Origin of the sequence: Niveispirillum sp. KHB5.9 (assembly GCF_048066115.1) — a bacterium.
GTDB lineage: Bacteria > Pseudomonadota > Alphaproteobacteria > Azospirillales > Azospirillaceae > Niveispirillum.
Window position 1 is genome coordinate 24,700 of the sequence record NZ_JBLTYX010000013.1, and the last position, 24,456, is coordinate 49,155.

At 66.0% G+C, this 24,456-nt stretch carries 16 protein-coding genes; 6 read left to right on the forward strand and 10 right to left on the reverse strand.

Going from position 1 to position 24,456, the window contains the following annotated elements; translation table 11 throughout:
* Nucleotides 1–6 precede the first annotated feature (6 nt).
* The 3 genes from ACM9HJ_RS19795 to ACM9HJ_RS19805 form a co-directional block, all read right to left on the reverse strand.
* Nucleotides 7–2,910: a TonB-dependent receptor domain-containing protein gene (locus tag ACM9HJ_RS19795; protein ID WP_416573486.1), complete on the reverse strand. Its 2,904-nt coding sequence runs from the start codon at nt 2,908–2,910 to the stop codon at nt 7–9.
* Between the two features lie 136 nt (nt 2,911–3,046).
* Nucleotides 3,047–4,708, reverse strand: coding sequence for a peptide MFS transporter (locus ACM9HJ_RS19800; RefSeq protein ID WP_416573487.1), 1,662 nt, complete (start codon nt 4,706–4,708; stop codon nt 3,047–3,049).
* A 2-nt stretch (nt 4,709–4,710) separates the two neighbouring features.
* Entirely contained in the window at nt 4,711–6,309 is a 1,599-nt protein-coding gene (locus ACM9HJ_RS19805; RefSeq protein WP_416573488.1) for an alpha-N-arabinofuranosidase, read from the reverse strand.
* 191 nt (nt 6,310–6,500) lie between these two features.
* Here ACM9HJ_RS19805 and ACM9HJ_RS19810 point away from each other — a divergent pair, with 191 nt between their 5' ends.
* Complete coding sequence (locus ACM9HJ_RS19810) at nt 6,501–8,210, forward strand: hypothetical protein (protein WP_416573489.1); 1,710 nt, start codon at nt 6,501–6,503, stop codon at nt 8,208–8,210.
* A 36-nt stretch (nt 8,211–8,246) separates the two neighbouring features.
* Here ACM9HJ_RS19810 and ACM9HJ_RS19815 read toward each other — a convergent pair whose 3' ends face one another.
* The 4 genes from ACM9HJ_RS19815 to ACM9HJ_RS19830 form a co-directional block, all read right to left on the reverse strand.
* Nucleotides 8,247–8,879: a glutathione S-transferase family protein gene (locus ACM9HJ_RS19815; protein ID WP_416573490.1), complete on the reverse strand. Its 633-nt coding sequence runs from the start codon at nt 8,877–8,879 to the stop codon at nt 8,247–8,249.
* A gap of 2 nt (nt 8,880–8,881) precedes the next feature.
* A complete protein-coding gene (locus ACM9HJ_RS19820; protein WP_416573491.1) occupies nt 8,882–10,174 on the reverse strand; it encodes a hypothetical protein in 1,293 nt (430 codons plus the stop codon).
* A 17-nt stretch (nt 10,175–10,191) separates the two neighbouring features.
* On the reverse strand, nt 10,192–11,493 hold the full coding sequence (locus ACM9HJ_RS19825; protein WP_416573492.1) for an MFS transporter: 1,302 nt from the start codon (nt 11,491–11,493) through the stop codon (nt 10,192–10,194).
* Nucleotides 11,494–11,556: 63 nt separating this feature from the next.
* Nucleotides 11,557–13,896 carry a TonB-dependent receptor gene (locus ACM9HJ_RS19830; RefSeq protein WP_416573493.1) on the reverse strand — a complete coding sequence of 780 codons (2,340 nt, stop codon included), beginning with the start codon at nt 13,894–13,896 and terminating at the stop codon, nt 11,557–11,559.
* Between the two features lie 151 nt (nt 13,897–14,047).
* On the opposite strand from ACM9HJ_RS19830, the gene ACM9HJ_RS19835 reads away from it, so the two are divergent.
* The 4 genes from ACM9HJ_RS19835 to ACM9HJ_RS19850 are packed head-to-tail and all read left to right on the forward strand — an operon-like array spanning nt 14,048 to nt 19,207.
* Nucleotides 14,048–14,881 (forward strand): GntR family transcriptional regulator, encoded by an 834-nt coding sequence (locus ACM9HJ_RS19835; protein WP_416573494.1) that lies wholly within the window; start codon nt 14,048–14,050, stop codon nt 14,879–14,881.
* 1 nt (nt 14,882) lies between these two features.
* Entirely contained in the window at nt 14,883–15,923 is a 1,041-nt protein-coding gene (locus ACM9HJ_RS19840; RefSeq protein ID WP_416573495.1) for a serine hydrolase domain-containing protein, read from the forward strand.
* A gap of 45 nt (nt 15,924–15,968) precedes the next feature.
* The gene (locus ACM9HJ_RS19845) at nt 15,969–17,621 is read left to right on the forward strand and encodes a carboxylesterase/lipase family protein (RefSeq protein ID WP_416573496.1); all 1,653 of its coding nucleotides are present in this window, start codon (nt 15,969–15,971) and stop codon (nt 17,619–17,621) included.
* On the forward strand, nt 17,618–19,207 hold the full coding sequence (locus tag ACM9HJ_RS19850) for an AMP-binding protein (RefSeq protein ID WP_416573497.1): 1,590 nt from the start codon (nt 17,618–17,620) through the stop codon (nt 19,205–19,207). Before ACM9HJ_RS19845 ends, ACM9HJ_RS19850 begins: the two co-directional genes overlap by 4 nt.
* On the opposite strand, the gene ACM9HJ_RS19855 is transcribed toward ACM9HJ_RS19850, so the two are convergent.
* Nucleotides 19,208–21,610, reverse strand: coding sequence for a patatin-like protein (locus tag ACM9HJ_RS19855; RefSeq protein WP_416573498.1), 2,403 nt, complete (start codon nt 21,608–21,610; stop codon nt 19,208–19,210). It abuts the gene before it with no gap.
* Nucleotides 21,611–21,753: 143 nt separating this feature from the next.
* Here ACM9HJ_RS19855 and ubiG point away from each other — a divergent pair, with 143 nt between their 5' ends.
* On the forward strand, nt 21,754–22,509 hold the full coding sequence (gene ubiG / locus ACM9HJ_RS19860) for a bifunctional 2-polyprenyl-6-hydroxyphenol methylase/3-demethylubiquinol 3-O-methyltransferase UbiG (protein ID WP_416573499.1): 756 nt from the start codon (nt 21,754–21,756) through the stop codon (nt 22,507–22,509).
* Nucleotides 22,510–22,512: 3 nt separating this feature from the next.
* Here ubiG and ACM9HJ_RS19865 read toward each other — a convergent pair whose 3' ends face one another.
* Nucleotides 22,513–23,652: a winged helix DNA-binding domain-containing protein gene (locus ACM9HJ_RS19865; protein ID WP_416573500.1), complete on the reverse strand. Its 1,140-nt coding sequence runs from the start codon at nt 23,650–23,652 to the stop codon at nt 22,513–22,515.
* A gap of 81 nt (nt 23,653–23,733) precedes the next feature.
* Nucleotides 23,734–24,366, reverse strand: coding sequence for a MarC family protein (locus ACM9HJ_RS19870; RefSeq protein ID WP_416573501.1), 633 nt, complete (start codon nt 24,364–24,366; stop codon nt 23,734–23,736).
* Nucleotides 24,367–24,456: the final 90 nt, after the last annotated feature.

Sequence of the window (24,456 nt, forward strand, 5' to 3'; positions counted from 1 at the left end):
GAGGGGTCAGAAATCGACCGTCAGGCCGACGAACAGATTCATACCCATCGGGTCATAGACACCCGGATAAGTGTTGCCGTTGCCAAACGCGCTGAGCAGGCCGGCAGCGATGGCGGGCGGGGCCTTGTCGAAGATGTTGTTGACGCCGGCGCGCATCGCGACACCGTCCAGCAGCTCCACCGACCCGGACAGGTCGAAATAGCTGTATGAGGCGATCTTGCCGTTGATATTGACCAAGTCGCCCTTCAGGAACTGGTTGTCCGTGTTGCTGGACAGCTTGGTCGACCCGAAATAGCGCCAGTTGACCGACAGGCTGGCATTCATCCAGGGCATGCCCCAGGTGGTGCGCAGCTGGTGGCGCCAGGTCGGGTTGGGCTGACCGCAGGTGGGACCGAACAGGCCCTTGCAGTCGTACGAACCCAGGCCCGGCAGCTGTTCGGTCTTACGCGACAGCAGCCAGGTGCCGACCAGGCCGACATCGACGCGGCCCAGATCGTTGTCGATCACATCTTCCAGCTCGAACCCGTAATTGGCCTGGATATCCAGGCCCGAGGTGCGCAGGAAGCCCGTATTCTGGTTGGTTGACACGACATAGCCGTTATTGCCGAACAGCACCCCGATGGCCGGATCGCGGTGGAACAGCGAGCAGAAGAACGGGTTGCCCGTCTCGATGCACTGGCGGATGACGGTCTGGGTGTCGACGGAGCCGATATACTTGTCGATGCCGATCTTGAAATAGTCGACGGTCAGCGAGAAGTTGCGCACCATTTCCGGGGTCAGCACGATGCCGGCCGTGTAGGTGTTGGCTTCTTCCGGCTTCAGCAGCGGGTTGCCGCCGCCCTGGGCCACGCAGACCTCGGCCGGGCATTCCGGAATATTGCCGTACTGCGCGGCGGTGACGCCGGTCTTCTGGCAGGCTGCCAGCGATGCCGTCGGCTTGGACCCGGCGCAGGGATCGACGGCCGCGACATTGCCCAGGCTCTGCTGGGCGTAAAGCTCGGAGATGTTGGCGGCGCGGACGGCGCGGTTATAGCTGCCACGGAACCGGACATCGCCCGTGGGGGCGTATTGCAGTTCGGTCTTGTAGGTCTTCACCCAATCGTCATTGTTGGAATAGCGCGACATGCGGTAGCCGCCATTGAAGGACAGGTCCTTGACGAAATCCTTGTCCTGGACCAGCGGCACCTGCAATTCGCTGTAGAATTCCTCGACATTCAGCTTGCCGTTGTTGGGCTTGGTACCGCCGGCCTGGGCCAGGGCGTCGGCCTGGAAGTCCAGCGTCTCGTCACGGTGTTCGGCACCGGCCGCGAAGCCGAAGCCCTGGCTGGCCAACGGGCTCTGGAACCCGTAATCGCCCAGTTGGCCGGTGATGCCGGCGCTGAACACGCGTTCGGTCTGTACACCGCGCGTATAGGTCGGGGCATAGAGGTACTGATAGCCCTCCGCGCTGATGCCATTGTACTTGAACACGTCGATGGGCACGCAGGACGTGTCGGTGCCGTCGATCTTCGATTGGCAGGTCGGCACGCCGTTGACATTGACAACCTGCAGGGCCTTCTGGGCCTTGGCATTGTCGACATTGTTCTTGTAGCTCTCCTCCAGCCGGATGCTGGAATAGAGGAAGTTGGCGTCGTAGGTCCAGTTGTCGCCCAGCTTGCCACGCACGCCGCTGCTGACGCGGTAGGCGGTGTGGCGCAGGTCGTCACGGCGCGGCTGGCTGCCGGGGCCGGTCAGGCGATAGCCGATGAACGTGTCCTGGTTCGTCGCGGTGCCGGCGGCTGTGCCGCACAGCATCGTCGCCTGGGCCGACGACATCAGCGGATTGTTGCAGTTGATCTTGAACAGCGTGCCCTGGAACAGCGCCGACGGGGCGGCCTGGGAATAGGTGTGGTCGTCCATGAACATGAACGAGCCATAGACCTCCAGTTCCTGCGCCAGTTCGTAATGGCCGTTGGCGCCGGCCGTCACGCGGCTGTCGGTGCGCTGGATGTAATTGTCGGGTGCGTAATTGTAGAGGAACGAGCTGTCATAGGGCACCCAGTTCTTCTGGCCGTCCTTGGCATTGTTGACCGTCCTGCCCTTGTTGGGGCCGGTCAGCAGCGTGAACAGGCCATAGGCATTGTTGCTGGACCCGCCGCAGACCAGGGCGTTGGGGCCATCCAGGTTCAGGCCGCAGGCGGAATAGTCGCGGCTGTCCTGGGTGACGGGATTGGCCTCACGATAGCCGGCATAAAGGGTGACATTGCCCTTCTTGTCGTCCGAATTGAAGCCCATCGCGACATTGACGTCCTTCTTGGCGCCGTCCCAGACACTCTTGGGTGCCAGTTCGAAACCCTTGGCCCGCATCAGCGAGCGGACATAGTCATTGTCGTTGCGCGTATGGTTGATCGAGTACTGCATATCGGCATGAACGCCATCCAGGTTCTTGCGCAGGATGAAGTTCACCACGCCGGAAATGGCGTCGGAGCCATAGACGGCCGACGCGCCGCCCGACACCACATCCACCCGCTCGATCATCGCGCTGGGGATGAAGTTCACGTCGGCGGTTTCCGGCGGCAGCATGCGCTGCCCGTCGATCAGGATCAGGTTGCGGTTGGAACCCAGATTGCGCAGGTTCACGCGCGCCGTGCCGTCCGATCCGTTCGATACGTTCTCATTGGCGTCCGCTGTGAATTGCGGCAGGCGGTTCAGCACGCTTTCCACCGCCGTGGCGCCCTGGAACTTGATCTCCTCCTGCCCGACGGCGGTCAGCGGGCTGGCCGTGGTCAGGTTCGGCGACCTGATGCGCGTACCGGTGACAACGATCTCCGCCAGTTCCAGATCCTGTGCCGCGACCCCCGTCGCATTCAGCCCGGCCAGCACCATGGCAGTGCCGGCCAACAGGCCGAGCCTGTTGATTACCCGTGACATTCTTCTGTTCTCCCTGAGAGGCGCCCCTTCTTCCGTGCGCTTAGCGAAGATCACTCAGACCCTCGGACGAGTCAAATATCTTATACGATATAATATCATATTATATGAAAAGTGTGACAAGGTTGGCGCGATCATGTCAGGCGGGGCGGCTCCGCCGACGGATCAGCAGCCCCGCCAGAATGATCAGAAGGCCCGCCGCGACCGTGATCAGGCCCGCCTGCTGATAGACCTGGGCATAGCGTTCCAACCCTTCCGCCGGGTTGGTGGCACTATCCGCGACCGTGGCCTGGCCGATCAGGCCCGCCAGTTTCTGGGCATAGGCGGTGCACAGAAACCAGAGGCCCAGCATGGTGGAGGTGATGGCGGGTGGTGACAGACGGGTGATGGCCGCCAGCCCAATGGGCGACAGGAACAGCTCGCCGCCGGCCTGCAGAAGGTAAAGTGCCACCAGCCATCCGAGGCCCAGGCGGGCGCCGTCGGGCAGCAGCAGGATGCCGATGACCAACACCAGGAAACTGGCGCCCATCTGGATGCCACCCAGCCCGGACAGGGTGACCGGGTGGGGCGTGCGGCCCTTGCGGTCCAGCCAGCGCCAGAGGCCGGCCATGGGCAGGGACAGGGCCATGACGAAGGCGAAGGGCACGAATTGCAGGGCGGGGGCCGGGATTTCCAGACCCAGCAAGCGCAATTCCACCCATTCCGCCGTGAACATGTTCAGCGATCCAGGGCTTTGCCCCAGCAAAGTCCAGAACAGCACCGACCCCAGCATCAGCAGGACCAGGACGAGCAGGTCACGCTTCTGGCCGGCCGACAGGCCGCGCGACTGCCAGGCGACATAGACGATGGCGGCCAGGGCGGCGATGTCCAGCAGCCGTTCGACCAGCACCGGACTGTCCAGCAGCGCCCAGCAGCACAGGATCAGTGCCGTTCCGGCAAGGAAGGCGACAAGCGCGGGGCGGCTGGCTGGTGCCACCGGTTGCGGTGCGGGGATGTGGCGACCGGCGCGCATCAGCAGCAAGGCCACGACCATGCCCAGCCCGGCGGCGGCGAATCCGGGTTCCCACCCATGGCGGAAGGCCAGCCAGCCGCAGACCAGACTGCCCGTCAGGCCACCGGCATTGATGCCCATATAGAACAGGGTGAAGCCCTGGTTGCGCAGGGCTTCGTCCCGGCCGTAAAGGCTGCCGACCAGGGCGGAGATATTGGGTTTCAGGAAGCCGACCCCGGCGGCGATCAGGGCCAGCGTCAGATGGAACAGCGTCTGGCGCCCCTGGTCCGGCGTCCGCTCCAGCCGTCCCGACAGGGTCCGTTCCTCCCCCCTGGCGGTGCGCAGGTGCAGAAGATGGCCGTCGCCGGCTTGCGTGATGGACAGGACCTGTGCCGGGCCGTCGGGCAGGGCGATGGTCCGGCCCTCCCCTTCGCGCGGATGCAGCAGGGGCCGGTCGATGGGCATGCCGCCGCCATCGGTCAGCACCAGCGTTTCCCTTGTCTGGCCGGGCATCACCACCATCAGCGCATGGCCCAGCAGCAGCATGGCCAGCCCAGCCACAACCACCCGGCGCGCGCCCAGCCAGCGGTCGGCCAGATGCCCGCCGATCAGCGGGCACATGAAGACAAGCGCCGCGAAGGCCGCCAGATAGCGGTAGGCCTCCTCCCTGGGCAGGTCCAGATGCCAGGTCAGGAAGAAGATCAGGTTCGCCTGCAGCCCGTAATAGGAGAAGCGTTCCCAGAACTCCACGCCGGCCAGGATGGCCAGTTCGCGTGGATGCCGTCCGGTGGCGGGGGTGGAACCCGTCATGCTCATTCCTTCCCGCCGCTTGCCGCAGTGGCGTCCAGGCTGAGGACCGTCACCGATCGGGCCGGCAGCGTGAAGGTGACCCGGTCGCCGTTCAGCACGATGCCGGTGAGGTCCACCGGGGTTACCTGCGCGGGGGTGATGAAGCTGTTATGGCTGTTGATCGCCGGCCCGGTCAGCATGCGGCCCGTGGCCTTGGCCAGGCTGGCACCGGCCAGCCGCATTTCCGCCGGCAGGGCGCGATCGGGATGGGTATTGGCCAGGGCCACCAGGATGCGCCCGTCCTTCGTCCGTGCGGCCGAGGCGCTGACGCCCGGGACGCGGCGGCCGCCCTCCACCAGATCGGGTGCGATGGTCTGCACGGGCAGGGAGGTGGCGCCCTGGAAGTCCTTATACATGTCGAAGACATGATAGGTGGGGGTCAGCAGCATCCGCGCGCCGTCGGTCAGGATCAGGGCCTGGAGCACATTGACCATCTGCGCGATGTTGGCCATGCGCACCCGGTCGGCATGCTTGTGGAAGATGTTCAGGTTGATGGCGGCCGTGACGGCGTCGCGGACGGTGTTCTGCTGTTCCAGGAATCCCGGATTGCTGCCGGGCGTCGGATCGAACCAGTTGCCCCATTCATCCACGGCCAGGGCCACGCGCTTGGCGGGGTCGTACTTGTTCATCACCGCGCTGTGGCGTGTGACCAGATCGTCCATGCGATAGGCGCCGACCATGCTGGCGAACCATTCCGCCGAGGTGAATTCCGTGGCCGATCCCTTCTTCTCCCACGTGCCGGCGGGCAGGGTATAGGCGGAAGTGATATCGTAGAAATGCAGGCTGTAGGCGTCGATCATGTCGCCCGCACCTGCCATGACGGCCTCGGTCCATTTCACGTCGCCGGCATTGGCACCGCTGGCCAGGATCCTGGTGGGCTGGCCGGGGGCGGGCTTGATGAAGGTGCGGATCTGGCGCAACTGGTCGGTGTAATATTCCGGCCGCATATTGCCGCCACAGCCCCAGGTCTCGTTGCCGATGGCGAACCAGTCCAGCGTCCAGGGCTTGTCACGCCCGTTGGCACGGCGTTCCTGCGCCAGGGTCGATCTGGACGGGCTGGTCAGATATTCGACCCATTGCGCCATTTCCCGCGCCGACCCGGTGCCGACATTGCCGTTCACATAGGTGCGGGCGCCGACCAGTTCGGAGAATTCCATGAATTCATGGGTGCCGAACTGGTTGCTCTCCTCCACCCCGCCCCAGTTGGTATTGACGCCCACCGGCCGCTTGTCGCGGGGGCCGATGCCGTCGCGCCAGTGATATTCATCGGCGAAACAGCCGCCGGGCCAGCGGATCAGCGGCACGCGGATGGCCTTCAACGCTTCCACCACATCCTTGCGATAGCCTCGGATATTGGGGATCGGTGATTTCTCCCCCACCCAGATGCCTTCATAGATCAGCCGGCCCAGATGTTCGGCGAACTGGCCCTGGATTTCCGGTGCCAGCACCGGGCCCGGCTGGGCGGCATCGATGGCGATCACCGCGTCCTGGGCGGCGGCCGGCAGAGGCAGCAGAAGGCCCAGCAGGACCAGGAGGTGGCGGCATTGCAATCCAACTCGCATCAGTGGTTCCCCGTTCATTATTTGATATCGGCACTGCCGCGCCGCTTGGCCTGAATGATATTATAATATAGTATACGATATCCGAAAACGGGGGATGTGGCCTATCCCCAATAAATCTCGACAGGAAACGAGGCTTCCACATGATACCCGCGCTCTCACGGCGAGGTTTCTTCGCCGGAACCGCCGCCGGCATGACCTTGGCCATGCCGGCCGCTGCCGCCTTTGCCCAATCCGCCAATCCCGATCTGGTGCTTCTGACCTCCCGGTCGGGCGTGTACACGCCGCCGCGCGGTGACGGGGTGATGCAGTTCAGCTTCGATTTCCCCGAGGCATCGGTGAAGGTCGGCCCGCTGCTGGTCGGCTTCCGCGTGCAGACCTTTGAAAACGCCTATGCCATCGATCCGGCCGCAACACGGGTGGAACGGGACGGGACACTGGTGCGCCTGCGCTGTGACGGGCTGCTGGGGGCGGGCGGGCAGGTGAAGGCGCCCGGCAGCCTGGTCGCCACATTCACGGTCGGTGCCGATGGGCTGGTCGAATGGCAGGTGACGGCCACGGCACCGGTGCCGGTGAAATCCGTCACCAGCATCGTGCGCGGCCTGCCGCGCGGGGAATTGTCGGTTTCCTGCGGGGCCTTCATCGATCCCAAGGATGACGAGAAGCTGTTCGAATATCCCCAGCTTTTCGGGGGGATGAGCACGCCGTTCGCCATGCTGAAGGCGGCTGACGGCCGGCTCTACGAACTGTCGACACGGCAGCGCACCGTGCTGCCGGCGCGGTTCTTCTTCCAGCCGGGGGATGATGGCTACCGTGTGGAACTGATCCACGAGGCGGCGGGGTGGGACCGCAAGCAGACGCTGGAGACCGCCCCCTGGCGTGTCGGGCCGGCGGCCAGCTATGAGGCGGCGGCCGGTGCCCATTTCGCGCATGTGGAAAAGAACTATGCCATCCCGCGCTTTGCCCAGCGACAGGATGCGCCGCGATGGATGCATGATGTGGACCTTGTCCTGTCCATCCATGGCGCGCATTGGACGGGCTATATCTTCAACGATTACCGCCGCACGCTGGAGATCCTGGCCTGGGCCGCGAAGCGGATCGATCCGGCGCGGGTGATGGTGTTCCTGCCGGCCTGGGACGGGCGCTATTACTGGAACTATCCGCTATACGAGCCCGACCCGCGCATGGGTGGGGCAGCCGGGTTCCAGCGGCTGGTGCGCGAGGGGCAGAAGCTGGGCTACCGCATGGTGCCGATGTTCGGCACCAATTCCGCCAATGGCACGCTGGCGGAATTCAAGCAGTTCGCCGATGCCACCAGCGAGCATGTCGATGGCGACCATTTCGACCTGAACTGGGTCGATTGGGACAATGACCGGTCGAACGATGGCTGGATGCCCTTCATGAATCTGGGTGTGGAAAGCTGGCGCAAATTCCTGACGGAACGGATCTCCGCCACCGTCAAGCAGTTCAAGGTGGATGCCTATTTCCTGGATATTGCTGGCGGCTGGGCCAACAACCGCAAGGCCGACATGAATGTCGGCACAAGGTTGATGGTGGAGGAACTGACCCGTCGCCATCCCGGCATCCCGCCCATCGGTGAGATGCTGTACGATGCGCAGATGGCCTATATCCCCATGTCGCAGGTGACGCGCTATGCCATGCATCCGGCCGGGCACGACGCCTATGTGCGCTCGTACGAGCATCTGAGCCGCCCGGCACCCGGCAGGGGCAGTACCGGCGTGCATGAGGCGGGGTTCGGCCGTTACAAGCCGGAGATCGCGCCCGGCCAGCGGGCGATCCCCACCATCACCATCGTCGACGATACCCTGGCCAAGGAGCAGGCGGCGATGGAAGCCTATATCGCCCAGGCTAAGGAATGGGGTGATCGCCGGCGCAAGGGGTGACGTCCGCCCGCGGCTAGGGGTGGCCGGGTGCCGGGTTCAGCGCATGCTGGCCTGGGCACCCTGTGCCGCCTTGGCGGCAAGAAAGCCGGGGCGGGTGGACAGGCGCTCCCAATAGGCGGCGATTTCCGGGCTGAACTTATGGTCCAGGCCCAGGTCGCGGGCGAAGAGCAGAGCGAAGCCGACGCACAGGTCGGCCATGGTGAAACGGCCGGCGCACAGCCATTCCCGATCGCCCAGCGCCCTGGTGAGATGGCGCAGCCGCGACAGGAACCATTGCGTGTAATCGCCCGCCGCCTGTGCCAGCCGCCGCTCCTCCGGTTCCAGCCGCGTATAGCGCAGCACGATCGTCAGCGGGAAGGTCAGCGTCGCCTCGCTGCGATGCAGCCAGTCCAGCCACAGGGCGTAATCGGGCTCGTCCGCGCCCACCGCCAGCGGTGTCGGGCCATGGTGGGTCGCCAGATACTGGGTGATGGCGGCGGATTCCGTCATCCGCACATCGCCATCGATCAGCAGCGGGATGGTGCCCAGCGGATTGATCTCAAGATAATCCGGCCGGTGGAGGCGTGGCGGGAAGGGCAGAAGGTGCAGGCGATAGGGCAGGCCCATCTCCTCCAGCGCCCAGAGCGGGCGGAAGGAGCGCGCATCGGTGCAGTGCCAGAGTTCGATCATGCTCACCCCCGGATCTGCGTTTCGACCAGCCGCTGAAAGGCGGCGGCGGTCGTGGCGACGCTGGAAGCGGACACGCAGCGCGCGTCATCCTCGGCGACATGATGATAGCGGTGGATGCCGAACACCCCGGCGGCAGGGGCGTACCCGGCCTTGACGATCTCCGTCAGTTCGCCGGCGGTGATCTCGTCGGTCGTCCAGGGGGCCTCCAGCCCGGCATGCCCGGCAAAGACGTCGCGCGCCACGGGCAGCAGGGAAGGGCTGACCGACAGGAAGCGCTGTGTGTCCACGCTGGGCAGCGGCCGCCATTTGCCCAGCAGTTCGTGCCAGTCGCGCGCGGCGACATTGGCGCCCAGATGCAGCCAGAAGCGGGTCTCCGCCGGCTTGGGCGCGATGGCCTTCAGCGCTTCCGAGGCACCCAGATTTTCATATTCATGGCCGCTGTGGCAGACGAAGGCCAGGTCATGGTCCGTGACCGCCTCGCTGGCCCACCGCGCCAGCCACAGCCAGGCGGCGATGCCCGGCCCGCGTTCGCCGGCGCAGGTGTACCAGCCGGAACGTGGCGTCGACACGGCCAGCCAGCGCTTTTTTCCACGATCGATGCGGCCGATGAAATTGAAGGCGGGGCGCCGGCCCGTCTGCCCCTGAAGATGCAGCGTGGCGGGTTCCCGGGCGGTCGCGGCGGCGCGGAAGGGTTTGGCATCGTCGGGCGCCAGCAGGGCGACCGGGCCGGCGAACATTGGCTTCTGACCGTCGGCGTTCAGTGCGATCACCTTGCCCGTCGGGCCGTTGGTGATCGCCACCACCGCCTTTGCCCCGGCGGCGAAGGCGGCGCTGATCGGCTCCCGGATCGGCTTGGCCAGCGCGCTGGACCAGCGGCCATGCGGCAGTTCGACCAGGGCAATCGCGCCTGTCAGCGGACCGCCGGCCAGGCCATCGGCGTCGATGCGCACCAGCGAGCCGGTGGCCCCGTCCGGCCCCGTGGTGATGACGATCGGCTGCGGCCAGACGGTGGCGCGGGCGTCGCCGCACAGCAGCTCGGCACGCGTGGTCTCGAAATAGGGTGTGGGCACGCTCTGCCGTTCGACCTTGAAGCCCAGCTGTTCCAACTCACCGACCAGCCATTCCCCGGCGGCGTTGTCGCCGGCACCGCCGGCCTGTTTGCTGCCGAAGCCGATATATTTGGCAAGGTCCGCCGCGACGCGATCTTCCTGTCCCTGCGGCACCTTGGCCAGCGCCGACGCCACGGGAAGGGTGGCACCGGCCGCCAGAAAGCTGCGTCTGCTGGGTTTGAGCATAAAGGACCCTCCCGGTATCAGCGGCTGATGACCGCTTTCGATCTTCCCAGCAACATGACACAGACCAGCGAGATGGTGCATGTCGCGGCGAGGTAGAGCGAGATCGGCAGGGCCGATCCATAATGCGCGAAGAGGGCGGTGGCGATGATCGGGGCGAAGCCGCCCCCTGCCAGGGTCCCGACCTGATAGCCCAGCGAGGCGCCGGAATAGCGCACCTCCTTGGGGAACAGCTCGGCGAACAGGGCCGCCTGGGGGCCGTACATCAGGGCCACGAAGATCAACGCCACCGAAATGGCGACGGTCACCGCCACGGGCGATCCCGCATCGATCAGCGGGAACACGGCAAAGGCCCAGATGCCGGACAGGATGGCGCCGGCCATGAAGATGCCGCGCCGTCCGAACCGGTCCGACAATGCGCCGGACAGGATCAGGGCCGGGATCATGACAAGGCTGCCGATCATCACGGCGGCCAGCAGTAATTCCCGCGACAGGCCGACGGTGGCGGTGCCATAGGCGACGGCATAGGTGATGGCGATATAGAAGCAGACATTGTTGGCGATGAAAGCACCACCGGCCAGCAGGATCGTGCCCCAATGGTCGCGCAGCACCGTCAGCAGTGGCGAGGCCGGCTTGGCCGCCGCCGTCTGGACCGGTGCGACCGGTTCCACAGGGTCGGGTTCTTTGACATGCCAATGCATATAAAGGCCGATGGCGACGAGGCTGACGCTCAACAGGAAGCCGATCCGCCAGCCCCAGACCAGGAAACTGTCCGCATCGATTGATGCGCTGGCCAGCAGGAAGACGCTGTTGGCCAGCACCACGCCCATCGGCACGCCGACCTGGACGAAGCTGCCATAGAAGCCCTGCCGGTGACTGGGCGCGCTTTCGATGGCCAGCAAGGCGGCCCCACCCCATTGGCCGCCGACGGCCAACCCCTGGATGAAGCGCAGCAGCATCAGGGCCAGCGGGGCCAGCACCCCCACACTCTCATAGGTGGGCAGCAGCCCGATGGCGGTCGTGGCCAGCCCCATGACCATCATGGCCAGCACCAGGGCACGCTTGCGGCCATGCAGGTCGCCATAATGGCCGAACAGCATGCCGCCGAAGGGCCGGGCGATGAACCCGACCGCGAAGGTGCTGAACGCCGCGATCTGCGCCACGAACAGCGGCAGTTCCGGCGGGAAGAACAGCTTGGGGAAAACCAGGGCCGCGGCCGTGCCATAGATGAAGAAGTCATACCATTCGACCGAGGCGCCGGCCGATGCCATCAAGGCCACTTTTACACCCGGCGCGCTTTCGGGCTTCTGCTGATCCGACAAATTATCCTCCCCTGATAAAGGTGGCGTGCCGGCCCAGGCGGGTTGCCTGGACCGGCATCGTGATTACCAGCGGTAGGACGCGCTGAAGCCATAGGTGCGCGGGTTGTTGTAGCGGTTGGTCAGCGGGATGGTGCCCGACTGCAATTTCAGGATCGGGATGACATTGTCGGTGGCGTTCTTGACGAAGGCGGCGAAGGTCATGCTCTGGAACTCCACGCCCGCCCGCAGATCGACATTGTCGACATCCTCCAGCGCGATGAAGGGCGTGGCCAGCGTCACCGTATCCTGCCCGCCGCCGCGGGCACCATTATAGGCGACATTGAAGAAGCCGGTCAGGTTCTCGCCGATCGGCTGGCGGATATTGGCATTGACCGACCAGGTCCAGTCCGGCGTCTGCGCCACGGTGGAGCCGACGGTGGGCAGGCCCGTCACCCCTGCCGCGACGGAGACGAACTTGGCATCCTGGCGCGCGCCGGTCAGGCCCAGGTTCAGCACGGCCTTGCCCAGCGGGACCTTGGCATCGAACGCCGCCTCGATACCCTTCACCCGGACCTTGCCGCCATTGAGGTTGAAATAGGTGCCGGCGCGACCGCAGGCATTGGTCACCGTGCAGCCGTCCAGGATGCTGGTGATCGCATCCTCGGTGTTCGACACATAACCCGACAGGCGCAGGAACAGGTCGCGGGTGAAGCTGCCCTTGAACCCGACCTCGTAACTGGTCGTCGTCTCATTGTCGTAGGAGGGGCGCAGCGGGTTCGGCGCCGCCGCGATATAGGTGCCGTTATTGACGCCGCCGGCGCGATAGCCCGACCCCGTCTTGGCATAGAGCAGCATCGGCAGGTCTTCGCCGAAATTATAGCTGGCGGTGGCCGAATAGCTGATGCTGTCCTGGCTGAAATCGAAGGAGCTGGGCACGCCGGACAGATTGCTGGTGTAGAGCAGGTAATTGCTCTGCGTCGCTTCCTTGTAATCATAGGACCAGCGCAGATCGCCGCTCAGCGACAGGCGGCCGATATCATGCTTCAGCGACCCATAGGCCGCCGCCGACCGGTACTTGCTGGGGGTGACCTGACGGGCACCGAAGGCCAGCGGGAACACGGTCGGGCAGTTCGCCGAGGTCGGCAGCAGCTTGTAGCAGAGCGGCGTGGTCGGCGTGCCCCCGCAGATGGCCGACGTGGCGGTCAGCGGGCACGGGCTGGTGACGGCGTCGCGGGTGTAATAATCATTCTGCATCATGCCTTCGACGCCGGCCATCCAGGAGAATTCGTCGCCACCGGCGATATGGATGTCCTGATAGAGTGTCTTGTCGCGGGCATAGGTGGAGGTCTGGCCCAGCGGGTAGAGGCCGATCTGGCCCAGGCGCTGGAAATTCGCCTGGGTGGCGAGGTCGACCGCGGCCGGGAAGCTCTGTGCCGATTCCGACCGCGACCCCATCGTCGTCCAGGTCAGGGTCAGGTCGTCCAGATCGACATCGGCGATCAGCATGGCGCGGACGACATTCTGGTGGACGCCGTTCTTGACGTCGGACGGCACGTCATAGCGCGGGCCGGTGTAACCTTGGGGCAATGCCGCCAGCAGGCCCGGCGGCAGAACCCACTGATTGACGAAGGTCGGCAGGTTCATGTCCATCGCGTCGATCAGCAGCTTGGCATCCACCGCGCCGCTGGAATAACGCATCTGTCCACGGACGATATAGCCGTCGGTATGGTCGTAATATTCGTCCTGGTTGGGATTGTAATAGATACCGCCGCCCTGGCCGGTGACCTGCGCACCCAGGCGCACCGCCACCGTGTCGCTGACCGCCTGGTTGACGATGCCTTCCAGCTGCATCTGCTTCTGGGTGGCGTTGTATGTGGCCTGCACCCGGCCGGTGTCGCGGAACTGCGGCTGGGCCAGCACGATATTGACCGTGCCGAATTCCGAATTGCGGCCATAAAGCGCGCCCTGCGGCCCCTCCAGCACCTCGACACGGGCGATGTCGAAATAATCGATACGCTTGAAATTGCGCCCACCCAGCGTGCTGCTGCCGACATAGGCGCCGTTCACGAACAGGCCGACGCCGGAATCGGCACTGGTGGCGCGCTGGGTGCCGGAACCGCGCACCGACACTTCCGCCAAATTCTCGCTCTGCACGCCGTTGAAGCGCACGCCGGGCACCAGCTGCAACAGGTCGCCCACGCCGGTGACGGGGCCCTTGGCCTCCAGATGGTCGGCGGTTTGCGCCGTGATCGTGCTGGGCACGTCGCGCAGCGTTTCCTCGCGCTTGCGGGCGGTGACGATGATTTCGCTGAGGCTGATATCCTCGGTGGCCTGCGGCGCGCCGGGGGCCGTGGTTTGCGCCATGGCGGGCATCGTGGAGACGAGCGCCAGGGTTGCCGTGGTGGCGGCCAGAATATGTCGCATTGATCCTCCCTTGGGGCGTTTTTTTGCTGCGCCTCGAACATTGTGATCGTTTGTTTTGTGTCGCAATGTCAACGGAATTGTACGACAATTTTTACGTGGACGTACGACAAATCTCTTGCCCCCCGACAAGGGCGGCAATAGAAAGGCTTCCATGGACTGGCAATTCACCCATCCGGGCGTGATCGTCGGCAGAGGGGGCAAGGCGTTGAGCAACAGGGCCAAATCGGTGGATCACGATCCCAGCCTTGATGAAGCGGAGGCGGATGCCATGGGTGTTCCGCCCAATGCCGAAGAACTGGCCCAGGTGCTGCGCCGGCGCATCCAGCGCCAGGAGCTGGCGCCAGATGAATGGCTGCGCGAGGCGCGGCTGTGCGCGGAATTCGGTGTCGGACGGTCGATCGTGCGCCGTGCGCTGCGCACCCTGGCCGATGATGGCCTGATCGAGCTGGAGGAAAATCGCGGCGCGCGCGTTTCATCCACCAGCGTGGAGGAAGTGTTCGATCTCTATGAGGTGCGCGCCGCCCTTTACGGCCTTGCCGCGCGCTTCGCCTGCCTGCGGGCGTCGGATGCATCGATCGCCGTCATGCTGGTCAAGATCGACCAGCTGCTGAAGGACGCCGCCACGGGCGCGCCGGCCGAACAGATCATCGCGCTCAGCGAGGCGATCTTCAGCGACATGGCGGAGGTGGCGAGCCCCGATGCGCAGCGCATGATCGAGGCGATCCGCCGCAAGACGCGTTTCCACTTCTCCTATGTCGCCCTGGCCCTGTCCGCCGACGGTCCCGGTCCCTATGCGCATTGGCGCCGCGTGCGTGCCGCGCTGGTGAAGCGTGACGCCAACGAGGCCAGCCAGGCGGCCCGGGATATCCTCTATTTCATGCAGAGCGAGGTCGCACGGATCATGCTGGCGCATGGTTCCCGGGTCCGCGATGCCGCATCGCTGCCCACGCCTGCCCGCAAGCCACGCATTGTCAAAGGGGGCTGAATTGGCCCGTTTCCATGTGAAGGCACTGCTCGTCGCCGCTTCGCTGGCGACATTGCCCGCATTGCCGATCCCGCTGGCCGCACCGCCGGCCATGGCGGCGGACAGTGCGGAGATGACCCGGCTGCTGGATTATCTGCGCAATCAGAACACCACCGGCTTCCTGGTCATCCAGCGCGGCAAGGTGCTGATCGAGAAGAACTGGCCGGCACCCGACGGCAATCCGCAATTCGCCCTGTTCGCCTATGAGCGCGACGCGGATGGCGCGCTGCTGGAGGATGTGGCCTCGCAGCAGAAAAGCTTCATCGCCGTACTGATGGCGATCGCGGTCGACAAGGGGCTGGTCGATATCGAAAAGCCGGTTTCCGATTATATCGGTGCCGGCTGGTCGAAGGCGGCGCCCGACCAGGAAGCGAAAATCCGCGTCATCGACCTGCTGACCATGAGTTCCGGCCTGGACGACAAGTTCGGCTATACGGCACCGGCGGGTACCGTCTTTTTCTACAACACCCCCGTCTATGCCGTGACCAAGCGCGTCCTGGCGGCGGCGGCCAAGCAGCCGCTGGAGGTGATCACCCGTGACTGGCTGACCGTGCCGGCGGGGATGGCCAGTACCGCCTGGCGCAAGCGGCCGGCGGTGCTGGCCAGCATCGGCAATGATACCGGGCTGGTCACATCCCCGCGAGACACGGCACGGTTCGGCTTCATCATCCTGTCGGGCGGGCTGGCCGGCGATGGCACGCGCATCGTTTCCGAAGCGTCCATGAAGGCGATGCTGGCGCCCACGGCAACCAACCCGGCCTATGGACGGCTATGGTGGCTGAATGGCAGCGCCTATACGCTGGGTGCGCTCGGCAATCGCCGGGAGGGCCCGCTGGTCGCGGCCGCACCTTCCGACATGGTCGCGGCCCTGGGCGCGTTCGACCGCCGCCTTTATGTGGTGCCCAGCCGCAAACTGATCGTGGTGCGCACCGGTGCGGCGTCGGGCGATGCCAAGACATTCGATGAGCAGCTCTGGCAGCGCTTGGTGAAAGTGATCGGCTGAGGGCCATAAGGCCCCGCCGCAAAACATAAGGATCGGGAGGAATGAATGACGTTCGCGCGATTTTCCGCGGCGATAGCCGCCCTGTGCCTGTGCCTGTGCATGAGTGTTGAGGCCGCAGCGCAGCCGGTGGTGAAGGCGCCGGCCGGTACCGTTCGCGGCGTCGAGGCCGATGGGCAGCGCGTGTTCAAGGGCATTGCCTATGCACTGCCCCCGGTCGGGGAACGGCGCTGGAAGCCGCCCCAGCCCGTGCCCGTCTGGGACGGGGTGCGCGACGCCACGCAGTTCAGCCCCGCCTGTCAGCAGCCGGGATATCCGCCGGGCAGCATCTATGCCGAAACCTATGCGGCGATGAGCGAGGATTGCCTGTCGCTGAATGTCTGGGCGCCGGCGAAGGCCAAGAACGCGCCGGTCTTCGTGTGGATACATGGCGGCAACCTGATCCGCGGTTCCTCCAGCCAGCCGATGTTCGACGGTACGGCACTGGCCAAGCGCGGCATCGTGGTGGTGTCGATCAATTACCGCCTGGGCGTGTTCGGCTATTTCGCCCATCGCGAACTGAGCGCGGAATCGCCCGAGGGCACTTCCGGCAATTACGGCCTGATGGACCAGATCGCCGCCCTGAACTGGGTGAAGCAGAACATCGCCGCCTTCGGTGGCGACGTGGCCAATGTCACCATCGCCGGGGAATCCGCCGGTGGTCTGGCAATCCTGCATCTGCTGGCCGCACCGCGCGCCCATGGCCTGTTCACCAAGGCCATCGTGCAGAGCGCATCGCTGATGAACCTGCCCGACCTGAAGCAGGCGCGGTTCGGCCTGCCATCGGCGGAAACGCTGGGCGATTATTACGCGAATGCCTTCGGCGCCAAGACGCTGGCCGACCTGCGCGCCATCGACGGCCCGACGCTCACGGCACTGGCCACCAAGGCGCGTTTCGCCTCCACCGCCATCGTCGACGGCACGCTGCTGCCCCGCCAGCTGGTGGAAATTTTCGAGCGCGGGGAACAGGCGCGGGTGCCGCTGATGACCGGTTTCACCAGTGGTGAGATCCGCACCATGGCCTCCATCCTGCCGGGCCTGCCCGATGCCGGACAGGTCGATGCGGCGAAGTATGAAGCGACGATCCGTGCCAATTATGGGGAGCTTGCCGACCGTTTCCTGACCCTCTATTCGCCGGGCGATATCCGCGAAAGCATCCTGGCGGCCGCCCGCGACGGTTTCTTCGCCTGGACCTCGCAGCGGCTGGTGCGCGAACAGACCAGGCTGGGACAGCCAGCCTATCTCTACTATTTCGACCATGGCTATCCGGCGGCCGACGATCACGGGATGCACGCCTTCCACGCATCGGAAGTGCCCTACATGTTCGGCACGATCGATCGCGTCACCGCCCAGTGGCCGGCGATCCCCGACACGGACGCCGAACGCACCCTGTCCGACGCGATGGTCGATTACTGGGCCAGCTTCGCGCGCACCGGCGTGCCGATCGCCCGCAACCAACCGTCCTGGCCGGCCCATGGCGACAAGCAAGCCTACATGCTGTTCGCCGGCGGGCCGCAGGTCACCCATGATCTGTTGCCGGCGCAATACGCGCTGCATGATCAGGTGATCTGCCGCCGCCGCGCCGCCGGGAACATTCCCTGGAACTGGAACATGGGGCTCATCGCACCGCCGCTGCCGCCCGCACAGGAGAATTGCAAGTGATCGACGGCAGCATGCAGCATTTTCCCCTGACGCTGGACCGCATCCTGGACCATGCCGCGAAATGGCATGGGGATGTCCAGGTGGCGACGGCGAGCGAGGGCGGGGCGATCGCCCGGATCGGCTATGCCGACCTGCACAGCCGGGCCCGCAAGGTCTCCAGCCTGCTGGCCGGGCTGGGCGTGACGGTCGGGGAACGTGTGGCCACCCTGGCCTGGAACAGCCAGGCCCATGTCGAATGCTGGTTCGGCACCATGGGTATGGGGGCCGTGTGCCACACGCTCAATCCAAGGCTGACCGCGACGCAACTGGCCTGGATGCTGGGCCTGTCGGGTGCGCGCATCCTGATCGTCAGTGCCGACCTGCTGGGACTGGCATGTAAGACCGTGGATGAGGCGCCCGGCCTGAAGCACCTGTTCGTCATCGATGGTGATGCGGCGGTCACGGTGCATGGCGGCGTCTCCATCCGGGCGCTGGCCCCGATGATCGACCAGGCGGATGAGGAAGGGGTCGTCTGGGGTGATTTCGCCGAAACGGCGCCCAGCGGCCTGTGTTTCACCTCCGGATCGACCGGGGCGCCCAAGGGGGTGACCTATACCCACCGGTCCAGCTTCCTGCACACGCTGCGCCTGTTGCAGACTGACGTGTCGGGCATCCGCAGCACCGATGTGGTGATGCCGGTAGTGCCGATGTTCCACGCCAATGCCTGGGGCCTGCCGTTTGCCGTGCCCGCCGCCGGTGCCAGACTGGTCCTGCCCGGCCGGCACATGGACGGCGCCAGCCTGGCCCGGCTGATCGCGGCGGAAGGGGTGACGATCGCCATCGGCGTGCCCACCGTCTGGCTGGGGCTGTGCGAATATCTGGAGGCGACGGGCACCACCCTTCCCTCGCTCCGGCAGATCACGGTCGGCGGTGCGCCGATGCCGCCGGCCCTGATGGAACGGATCGAGGGGCAGCTGGGCATCCCTGTCCAGACCAGTTGGGGCATGACCGAACTGTCGCCGGTCGGCACGTTCGGGGTGATGACCAGTCCGGACCGTCAGGCCGCCATTTCCGGCCGGCCGGCGCTGGGCGTCGATCTGATGCTGGCGGACGAGAAGGGTGTGCAGTTGGCCGAACAGCGTGATCAGGAAGGAAGGCTGCATGTCCGCGGGGCGGCGGTGATCGACCGTTATTTCGGGCAGGAAAACCCGGCGACCAACGCCGATGGCTGGTTCGATACCGGCGATCTGGCCAGGATCGACCGTACGGGCAACCTGATGATCACCGGCCGCGCCAAGGATTTGATCAAATCGGGCGGCGAATGGATCAACCCGGCGGAGATCGAGGCTTTGGTCGGTGCCCTGCCGCAGGTCAGCCTGGCCGCCGTGATCGGCCGCAGCGACGTGAAATGGGGCGAGCGCCCGTTGCTGCTGGTCGAACTGCGCGATGATCAGCAGATCACCGACCAGGAACTGCTGGGATCGCTGCGCGGGCAGGTGGCGTCCTGGTGGATCCCCGATGCCGTGGTGCGCGTGCCCAGCATGCCGCGCGGATCGACCGGCAAGATCGACAAGATCCAGCTTCGCGCCGCCTATAGCGCCGGGTGATCACCCGCACGCCTCCACCCAGGCGCGGACCTGTTCCAGCGCCTTGTTGCCCGCCCCCAGCCGCTTTTCCTCCGCCACCAGGATGGCGTGGAAGGCGCGCAGCTTCACGCCGTTGGCGCGGGCGTCGGACATGTCCATGCCGCCCGCGTCGATCACCAGGTCGATGACCCGCTCGGCCGCGTGCAGGCGGCCCAGCAGATAATCATGCTCCCGGTCATGGCGGCTGAAGAAGCCGCCGAAAGCGTTCATGCGGGCACTGCGCAGGTCGGCTGGTGCGCCTGCCCGGCGCAGCAGGCGGGCATCGGGGGGCGCGATGCGGTCCACACGGATGGCGTGGAACTCGTCCAGCTCCACCCAGCCCGAGGTGGAGAAGGTCAGCACATCCCAGAAGGAGAAGCCCAGATAGGCCTCGAATATCTGCCGGCGTGCGGCGGGGCCCAGATAGTTCAGGCCCATCAGGGCGAATATCTCGTCGATCTCCGCCGATTGCGCCTCCAGCTTCCAGGCGCCGGCCAGCTGCGCCAGGGCGCGGTCCAGCGTGTCGGGTGACGGCACCGGCCCGTCGGCGCGCATCAGGTTGCCCAAGGCACTGCGTTCCCCGGCATTGAACATGCCCAACCCGTCATCGGTCAGGCCGGTGCCGCCCGGCAGCCGTTCCAGCGCGCTGTAAAGGCTGGCTTTCATCTCGTCCAGGTCGCGGGCACGCGTGTCGGCATGTTCGCCCTCACCCACCAGCGGATAGATGGCGTTCAGTTCCCGGATCAGGAAGCGCAGGCGGCGGGCGCGGAAGGCGATGTCGAAATCGCGCAGGAACCGCACCCAGGTAGGCCTTTCCCCCGCCCGCCCCTCCTCCAGCCGGTCGGGCAGCACGCCGCGCGCCCGCGCCCAGCCGTTCAGCGCCTTCAGCAGTGATGCCCGCGCCCCGGCATCGGTGCGGCCCAGACAGGGGCACAGCAGGCCGGCCAGTTGCTCCAGCGCCCCTTCGATCTTCAGGCGCAGATAGGCTTCGTATGCGAAGCCGGCCTGCGATGCGGCCTCCGCACTGGCCCGGTCGCGCCAGTGGCGGATCTGTTCGATGGTGGGGGCGGGCGGCAGCGGGCCGTCCAGCACCCGCAGTACCTGTTCGGCCACGCGCGGCCGGGCGGCATCCAGCAGGCCGCGCAGCCGTTCGATCCGCGCATTGCGGCCCGCGATGGCCAAAAGTTCGTCGCGCACCGGCTCGTTGCGCGGAATGTCGGACAGCGCCCCCCGGATGGTGCGGAAGAAGCCCGGCGTCTCCGGCCGCACCCCGCCGGTCAGGCGGGCCGGCTTGGGATCGATATAGACGATGCGACGGTCCACCTCGCGATAGGCGGGGCGACCGGCGATGGCCGACAGGGCGGCGGCAAACGGCTTGTTGTTCAGGACCGACCCGTCGATGAAGCTGGCCTGTTCCGGATCGGCCCCCTGGCGGCGGTATTCGGCGAAATTGCGCTGGAAGAAATGGCCTCTACCTTCCCAGCCCTCACCCCGTTCATTCAGCAGCCGGTCCATCTGCCGCACCTGGGCGGGCGGGAAGGCACCGGGATAGCTGGCTGACGCGCGGGCCGCGAAGATCAGGCCCGGCACGTCGCCATCCTTGAAATCGCTGTCCACCTCTCCCTCCCCGCCACGGCGATAGAGGAAGGTGAAACGGTGGCGATGCTCCCGCTCCAGAATCTCCGGCGGGTCATGGGCGGGGATGCGGGTGGTGTAGCCGTGGAAATCCGTCACCGTCACATGCAGCGACAGAGGCAGGCCGCGGGGCAGCAGGCTGGCCAGCGGCCGTCTGGCGCTGTCGCCCATGGCATGGGCGGCATCCAGCAGGAACCCCATCAGCCGGTTGCCGTCGAATGGCGGGCGGAACCAGCGGGACCGGACGAACAGCGACAGCTTCTCCCGCACCTCCTCATCCGGGGCCAGCCGCTGCAGGCGCCTTGTCATGGCCCACAGCACCGGGCGCATGAACCATTTGCTCCATTTGCCGGCGCGGCTGTCATTGGTCAGCAGGCGGGTGACATCGGCATTTTCCAGCCACAGGACCGTCAGCGGCTCCAGGTCCAGGTCGTGGGCGAGTGCGCGGGCCAGCAGCACACCATTGATGCCGCCGGCACTGGCGCCCGCCACCACATCGATCAGCACACGCAGCGACAGGTCGGGCAGCAGGTCGCGCAGCAGCTCGAAATAGACCGACTCGGTATCGAAGGGGCGGGGATCGCCGGCCAGGGCGGCCTTGAAGCTGGTTGACTGGCCGTTGCGGCCGGCATGCAGGGCCTGGCTGGCGCGCACCAGCTTCCACAGTTCCTTGGTGACGCCATGCATATAGACGGCAAGGCTGACCCCGCCATAGCAGACCAGTGCGACCCGCAGTTCCTTTTCCTTCACCGCGCCGGCACTCCCCGCCCTTTATTCTTGGTTCTGACAGTGCGGCTCGGCGGGCGGGGCGTCAACATGCCACCGATTGCCCCCGCGACAGGGGCCGCCGGCTTTGCTATGCCAGGAGCGCCCATTTCCGGGAGGGACCTGCCATGAACGCCGCCGCCACTGCACGCACCACCGTCGACCCGGCGGAGATCGAACGGTTCAGCCGCATTGCCGCGGAATGGTGGGACCCGGCCGGCAAGTTCCGGCCGCTGCACAAGTTCAACCCGGTGCGTCTGGCCTGGCTGCGCGACGCGATCTGCAAGGCGCATGGGCGCGATCCGTTGGCACCCCGGCCACTGGAGGGGCTGCGCATCATCGATGTCGGCTGCGGCGGCGGGTTGCTGGCCGAACCACTGGCCCGGCTGGGTGCCAGCGTCACCGGCATCGATGCGGCGGAAAAGAACGTGAAGACGGCGGCGGCTCATGCGGCCGAGGCCGGCGTGGATGTCGATTACCGTGCCGCCACGGCGGAGGATCTGGCGGCGGCCGGGGAGCGGTTCGACGTGGTGCTGGCCATGGAGATCGTGGAGCATGTCGCCGATGTCGACCTGTTCGTGGCCGCCGTGGCCGCCCTGGCCAAGCCAGGCGGGCTGGTGTTCATGGCCACCTTGAACCGTACCGGCAAGAGCTTCCTGTTCGGCATCTTGGCGGCGGAATATGTGCTGCGCTGGCTGCCGCGCGGCACCCATGACTGGAAGCGGTTCCTGAAACCATCGGAACTGACGGGCACCCTACGCCGGGCCGGGGTGGTGGTGAAGGAACTGTCGGGCGTGGCCTATAATCCCGTGTCCGACCGGTTCAGCCTGGCGCCCAAGGACCTGGATGTGAATTACATGCTGTGGGGCGTGCGGGGGGAGTGACGGTCAAATCCCGGATATCGTCACCGGCACCCCGCCCGACAGGCGGCGCAAGCCGCGGGTGATGGCGGGCAGTTCCTTCTTGAACAGTTTCTCCAGCGGGCTGACCTGCACTTCCCAGGCGCCTTTGCCCTTGGGTCCCGCCACGCGGCGGTGGGTCCAGGTGGCGACCACCCTGCCCTGGCGCAGGATGACGGGGCTGATCCAGCCAGCCACGCGATAGACCGCGGGGCGGAAACGGTCGTCCAGATACTGGCTGGTATCACTATGGGCCAGCAGGTAGGGATCGAACAGGCCCAGCACGGTGATCTGGCCCGGTTCCGGTGCCGCCCCCTTCACCGCGTCCAGGTCGCGGGCCAGGATGTAGGCGGTCTTGCCGGCCAGCTTCACCGGTACGATCTCATCCCCCAGATCGGCGAAAGCCTGATGGGCGGGGCCGGCATAGCCCCCGATGAATTTGTTGAAATCCCGCGGCGTGGCGGGGCCATAGACGGCAAGGTAGCGGCGCAGCAGCTCGGCCATGGCGGCCCCGCTGTCCAGCACGGTCAGGGGCTGGCCCAGCCATTGCGCCAAGCTGACGAACAGCGCCTCGCGCGCGCCCTCGCCATCCTCCTTCTCCGCCGGGCCGTGGCAGACATGGCCCAGGGCGCAGGCCAGCTTGATGATGCCGCCCCAGCTGTGCTCCAGCATGGGTCGCGCCCATTCGCCCAATGTGGGGACCAGCCGGCGCGACAGATCCATGCGGCTGTGGGCCCCCTGGTCCAATGCCGTCACCACGGCCGCGACCAGGATTTCCACCTGTTCGCGGCTCAACCCCTCCTTGGCGTACCAGTTGTGATAGGCGCCCACCTGCTGGCGCCGGACGGCCATGACCAGGGGCAGGTCGTCGGCCGGCGTCAGATGCAGGGTCGACCGCTGGGCCCAGAGCTTGACCAGGTTGCGATCCTGATAGAGCGCCCTGTCGATATCGGCTTCACCGCCGCCGGCCGCGCTGCGTGCCCGCAATTGCAGGATGGCCGCCGAATGCACCTGTGCCTGTGCCCCCACCAGGGTACGGGCCGCCGTCAGGGCGGTTTCCGCCGGGCGGGTCAGGTGCTGGCGGTCCAGCCGGAAGGCCAGCGCCTGCGGCAACGTGATCTCGGTCATCTTCGGTCCTGCGGCGGATAAAACCGAGGGGCAGGATGCCGGAGTTTCAATTTGAGAACAATAGGGGAACGGTGACGTGGATCACCGCATCAGGAGGCCGCTTTCGATGACGCCATCGATGATGAACTGGCAGGCCAGCGCGGTCAGCAGGATGCCCAGCACGCGGTTGATCACGTTGATGCCGGTGACGCCCAGCAGCTTCGACACCTCGCCCGCGAATACCAGGCAGACCAGCGTGGCCAGCAGCACACCCGACAGCACGGCCAGCACGATGGCCTGCATCATCAGGTCGCCATCGGCCCGGCCCATCAGCAGCACGACCGACGTCATCGCACCCGGCCCGGCGATCAGCGGGATGGCCAGCGGGAAGACGGAGATGTCGGCCTTGTGCATCGCCTCCTCCTTCTCGTCCTGGGTGGCGGTGCGCAGGCCGCTTTCGCGGGCGAAGACCATGTCGATGGCCACCAGCAGCAACAGGATGCCGCCCGCGATGCGGAAGGCACCGACACCGATGCCCAGCGAAGTCAGCAGCAATTCGCCGATGAAGGCGAAGCCGAACAGCAGGCCCGTGCCGATGACGACACCCTTCACCGCCGTGCGCCGGCGGTGGCGCGCATCCATGCCGGCGGTCAGGCCCGCGAACATCGGGCCAAGGCCGATCGGATCGATGGTGACGAAAAAGGCGATGAATGTGGAAAGGACCAGATCGGTCATGAGCCACCAGGCGGGGAACGGGAATGTCGGGGGCGCCCAACTTCTATCCCAGACGCGGGCGACAGGGAAGCGCCGGCCCGGCAGGGCTGC

What these genes read in the sequence shown, in the direction of transcription:
- ubiG (WP_416573499.1), top strand. Translation starts at nt 21,754, where the DNA reads ATGAACGCCGCCGCCACTGCACGCACCACCGTCGACCCGGCGGAGATC.
- ACM9HJ_RS19800 (WP_416573487.1), bottom strand. Translation starts at nt 4,708, where the DNA reads ATGACGGGTTCCACCCCCGCCACCGGACGGCATCCACGCGAACTGGCC.
- ACM9HJ_RS19830 (WP_416573493.1), bottom strand. Translation starts at nt 13,896, where the DNA reads ATGCGACATATTCTGGCCGCCACCACGGCAACCCTGGCGCTCGTCTCC.
- ACM9HJ_RS19845 (WP_416573496.1), top strand. Translation starts at nt 15,969, where the DNA reads ATGACGTTCGCGCGATTTTCCGCGGCGATAGCCGCCCTGTGCCTGTGC.
- ACM9HJ_RS19820 (WP_416573491.1), bottom strand. Translation starts at nt 10,174, where the DNA reads ATGCTCAAACCCAGCAGACGCAGCTTTCTGGCGGCCGGTGCCACCCTT.
- ACM9HJ_RS19815 (WP_416573490.1), bottom strand. Translation starts at nt 8,879, where the DNA reads ATGATCGAACTCTGGCACTGCACCGATGCGCGCTCCTTCCGCCCGCTC.
- ACM9HJ_RS19865 (WP_416573500.1), bottom strand. Translation starts at nt 23,652, where the DNA reads ATGACCGAGATCACGTTGCCGCAGGCGCTGGCCTTCCGGCTGGACCGC.
- ACM9HJ_RS19795 (WP_416573486.1), bottom strand. Translation starts at nt 2,910, where the DNA reads ATGTCACGGGTAATCAACAGGCTCGGCCTGTTGGCCGGCACTGCCATG.
- ACM9HJ_RS19805 (WP_416573488.1), bottom strand. Translation starts at nt 6,309, where the DNA reads ATGCGAGTTGGATTGCAATGCCGCCACCTCCTGGTCCTGCTGGGCCTT.
- ACM9HJ_RS19810 (WP_416573489.1), top strand. Translation starts at nt 6,501, where the DNA reads ATGACCTTGGCCATGCCGGCCGCTGCCGCCTTTGCCCAATCCGCCAAT.
- ACM9HJ_RS19835 (WP_416573494.1), top strand. Translation starts at nt 14,048, where the DNA reads ATGGACTGGCAATTCACCCATCCGGGCGTGATCGTCGGCAGAGGGGGC.
- ACM9HJ_RS19870 (WP_416573501.1), bottom strand. Translation starts at nt 24,366, where the DNA reads ATGACCGATCTGGTCCTTTCCACATTCATCGCCTTTTTCGTCACCATC.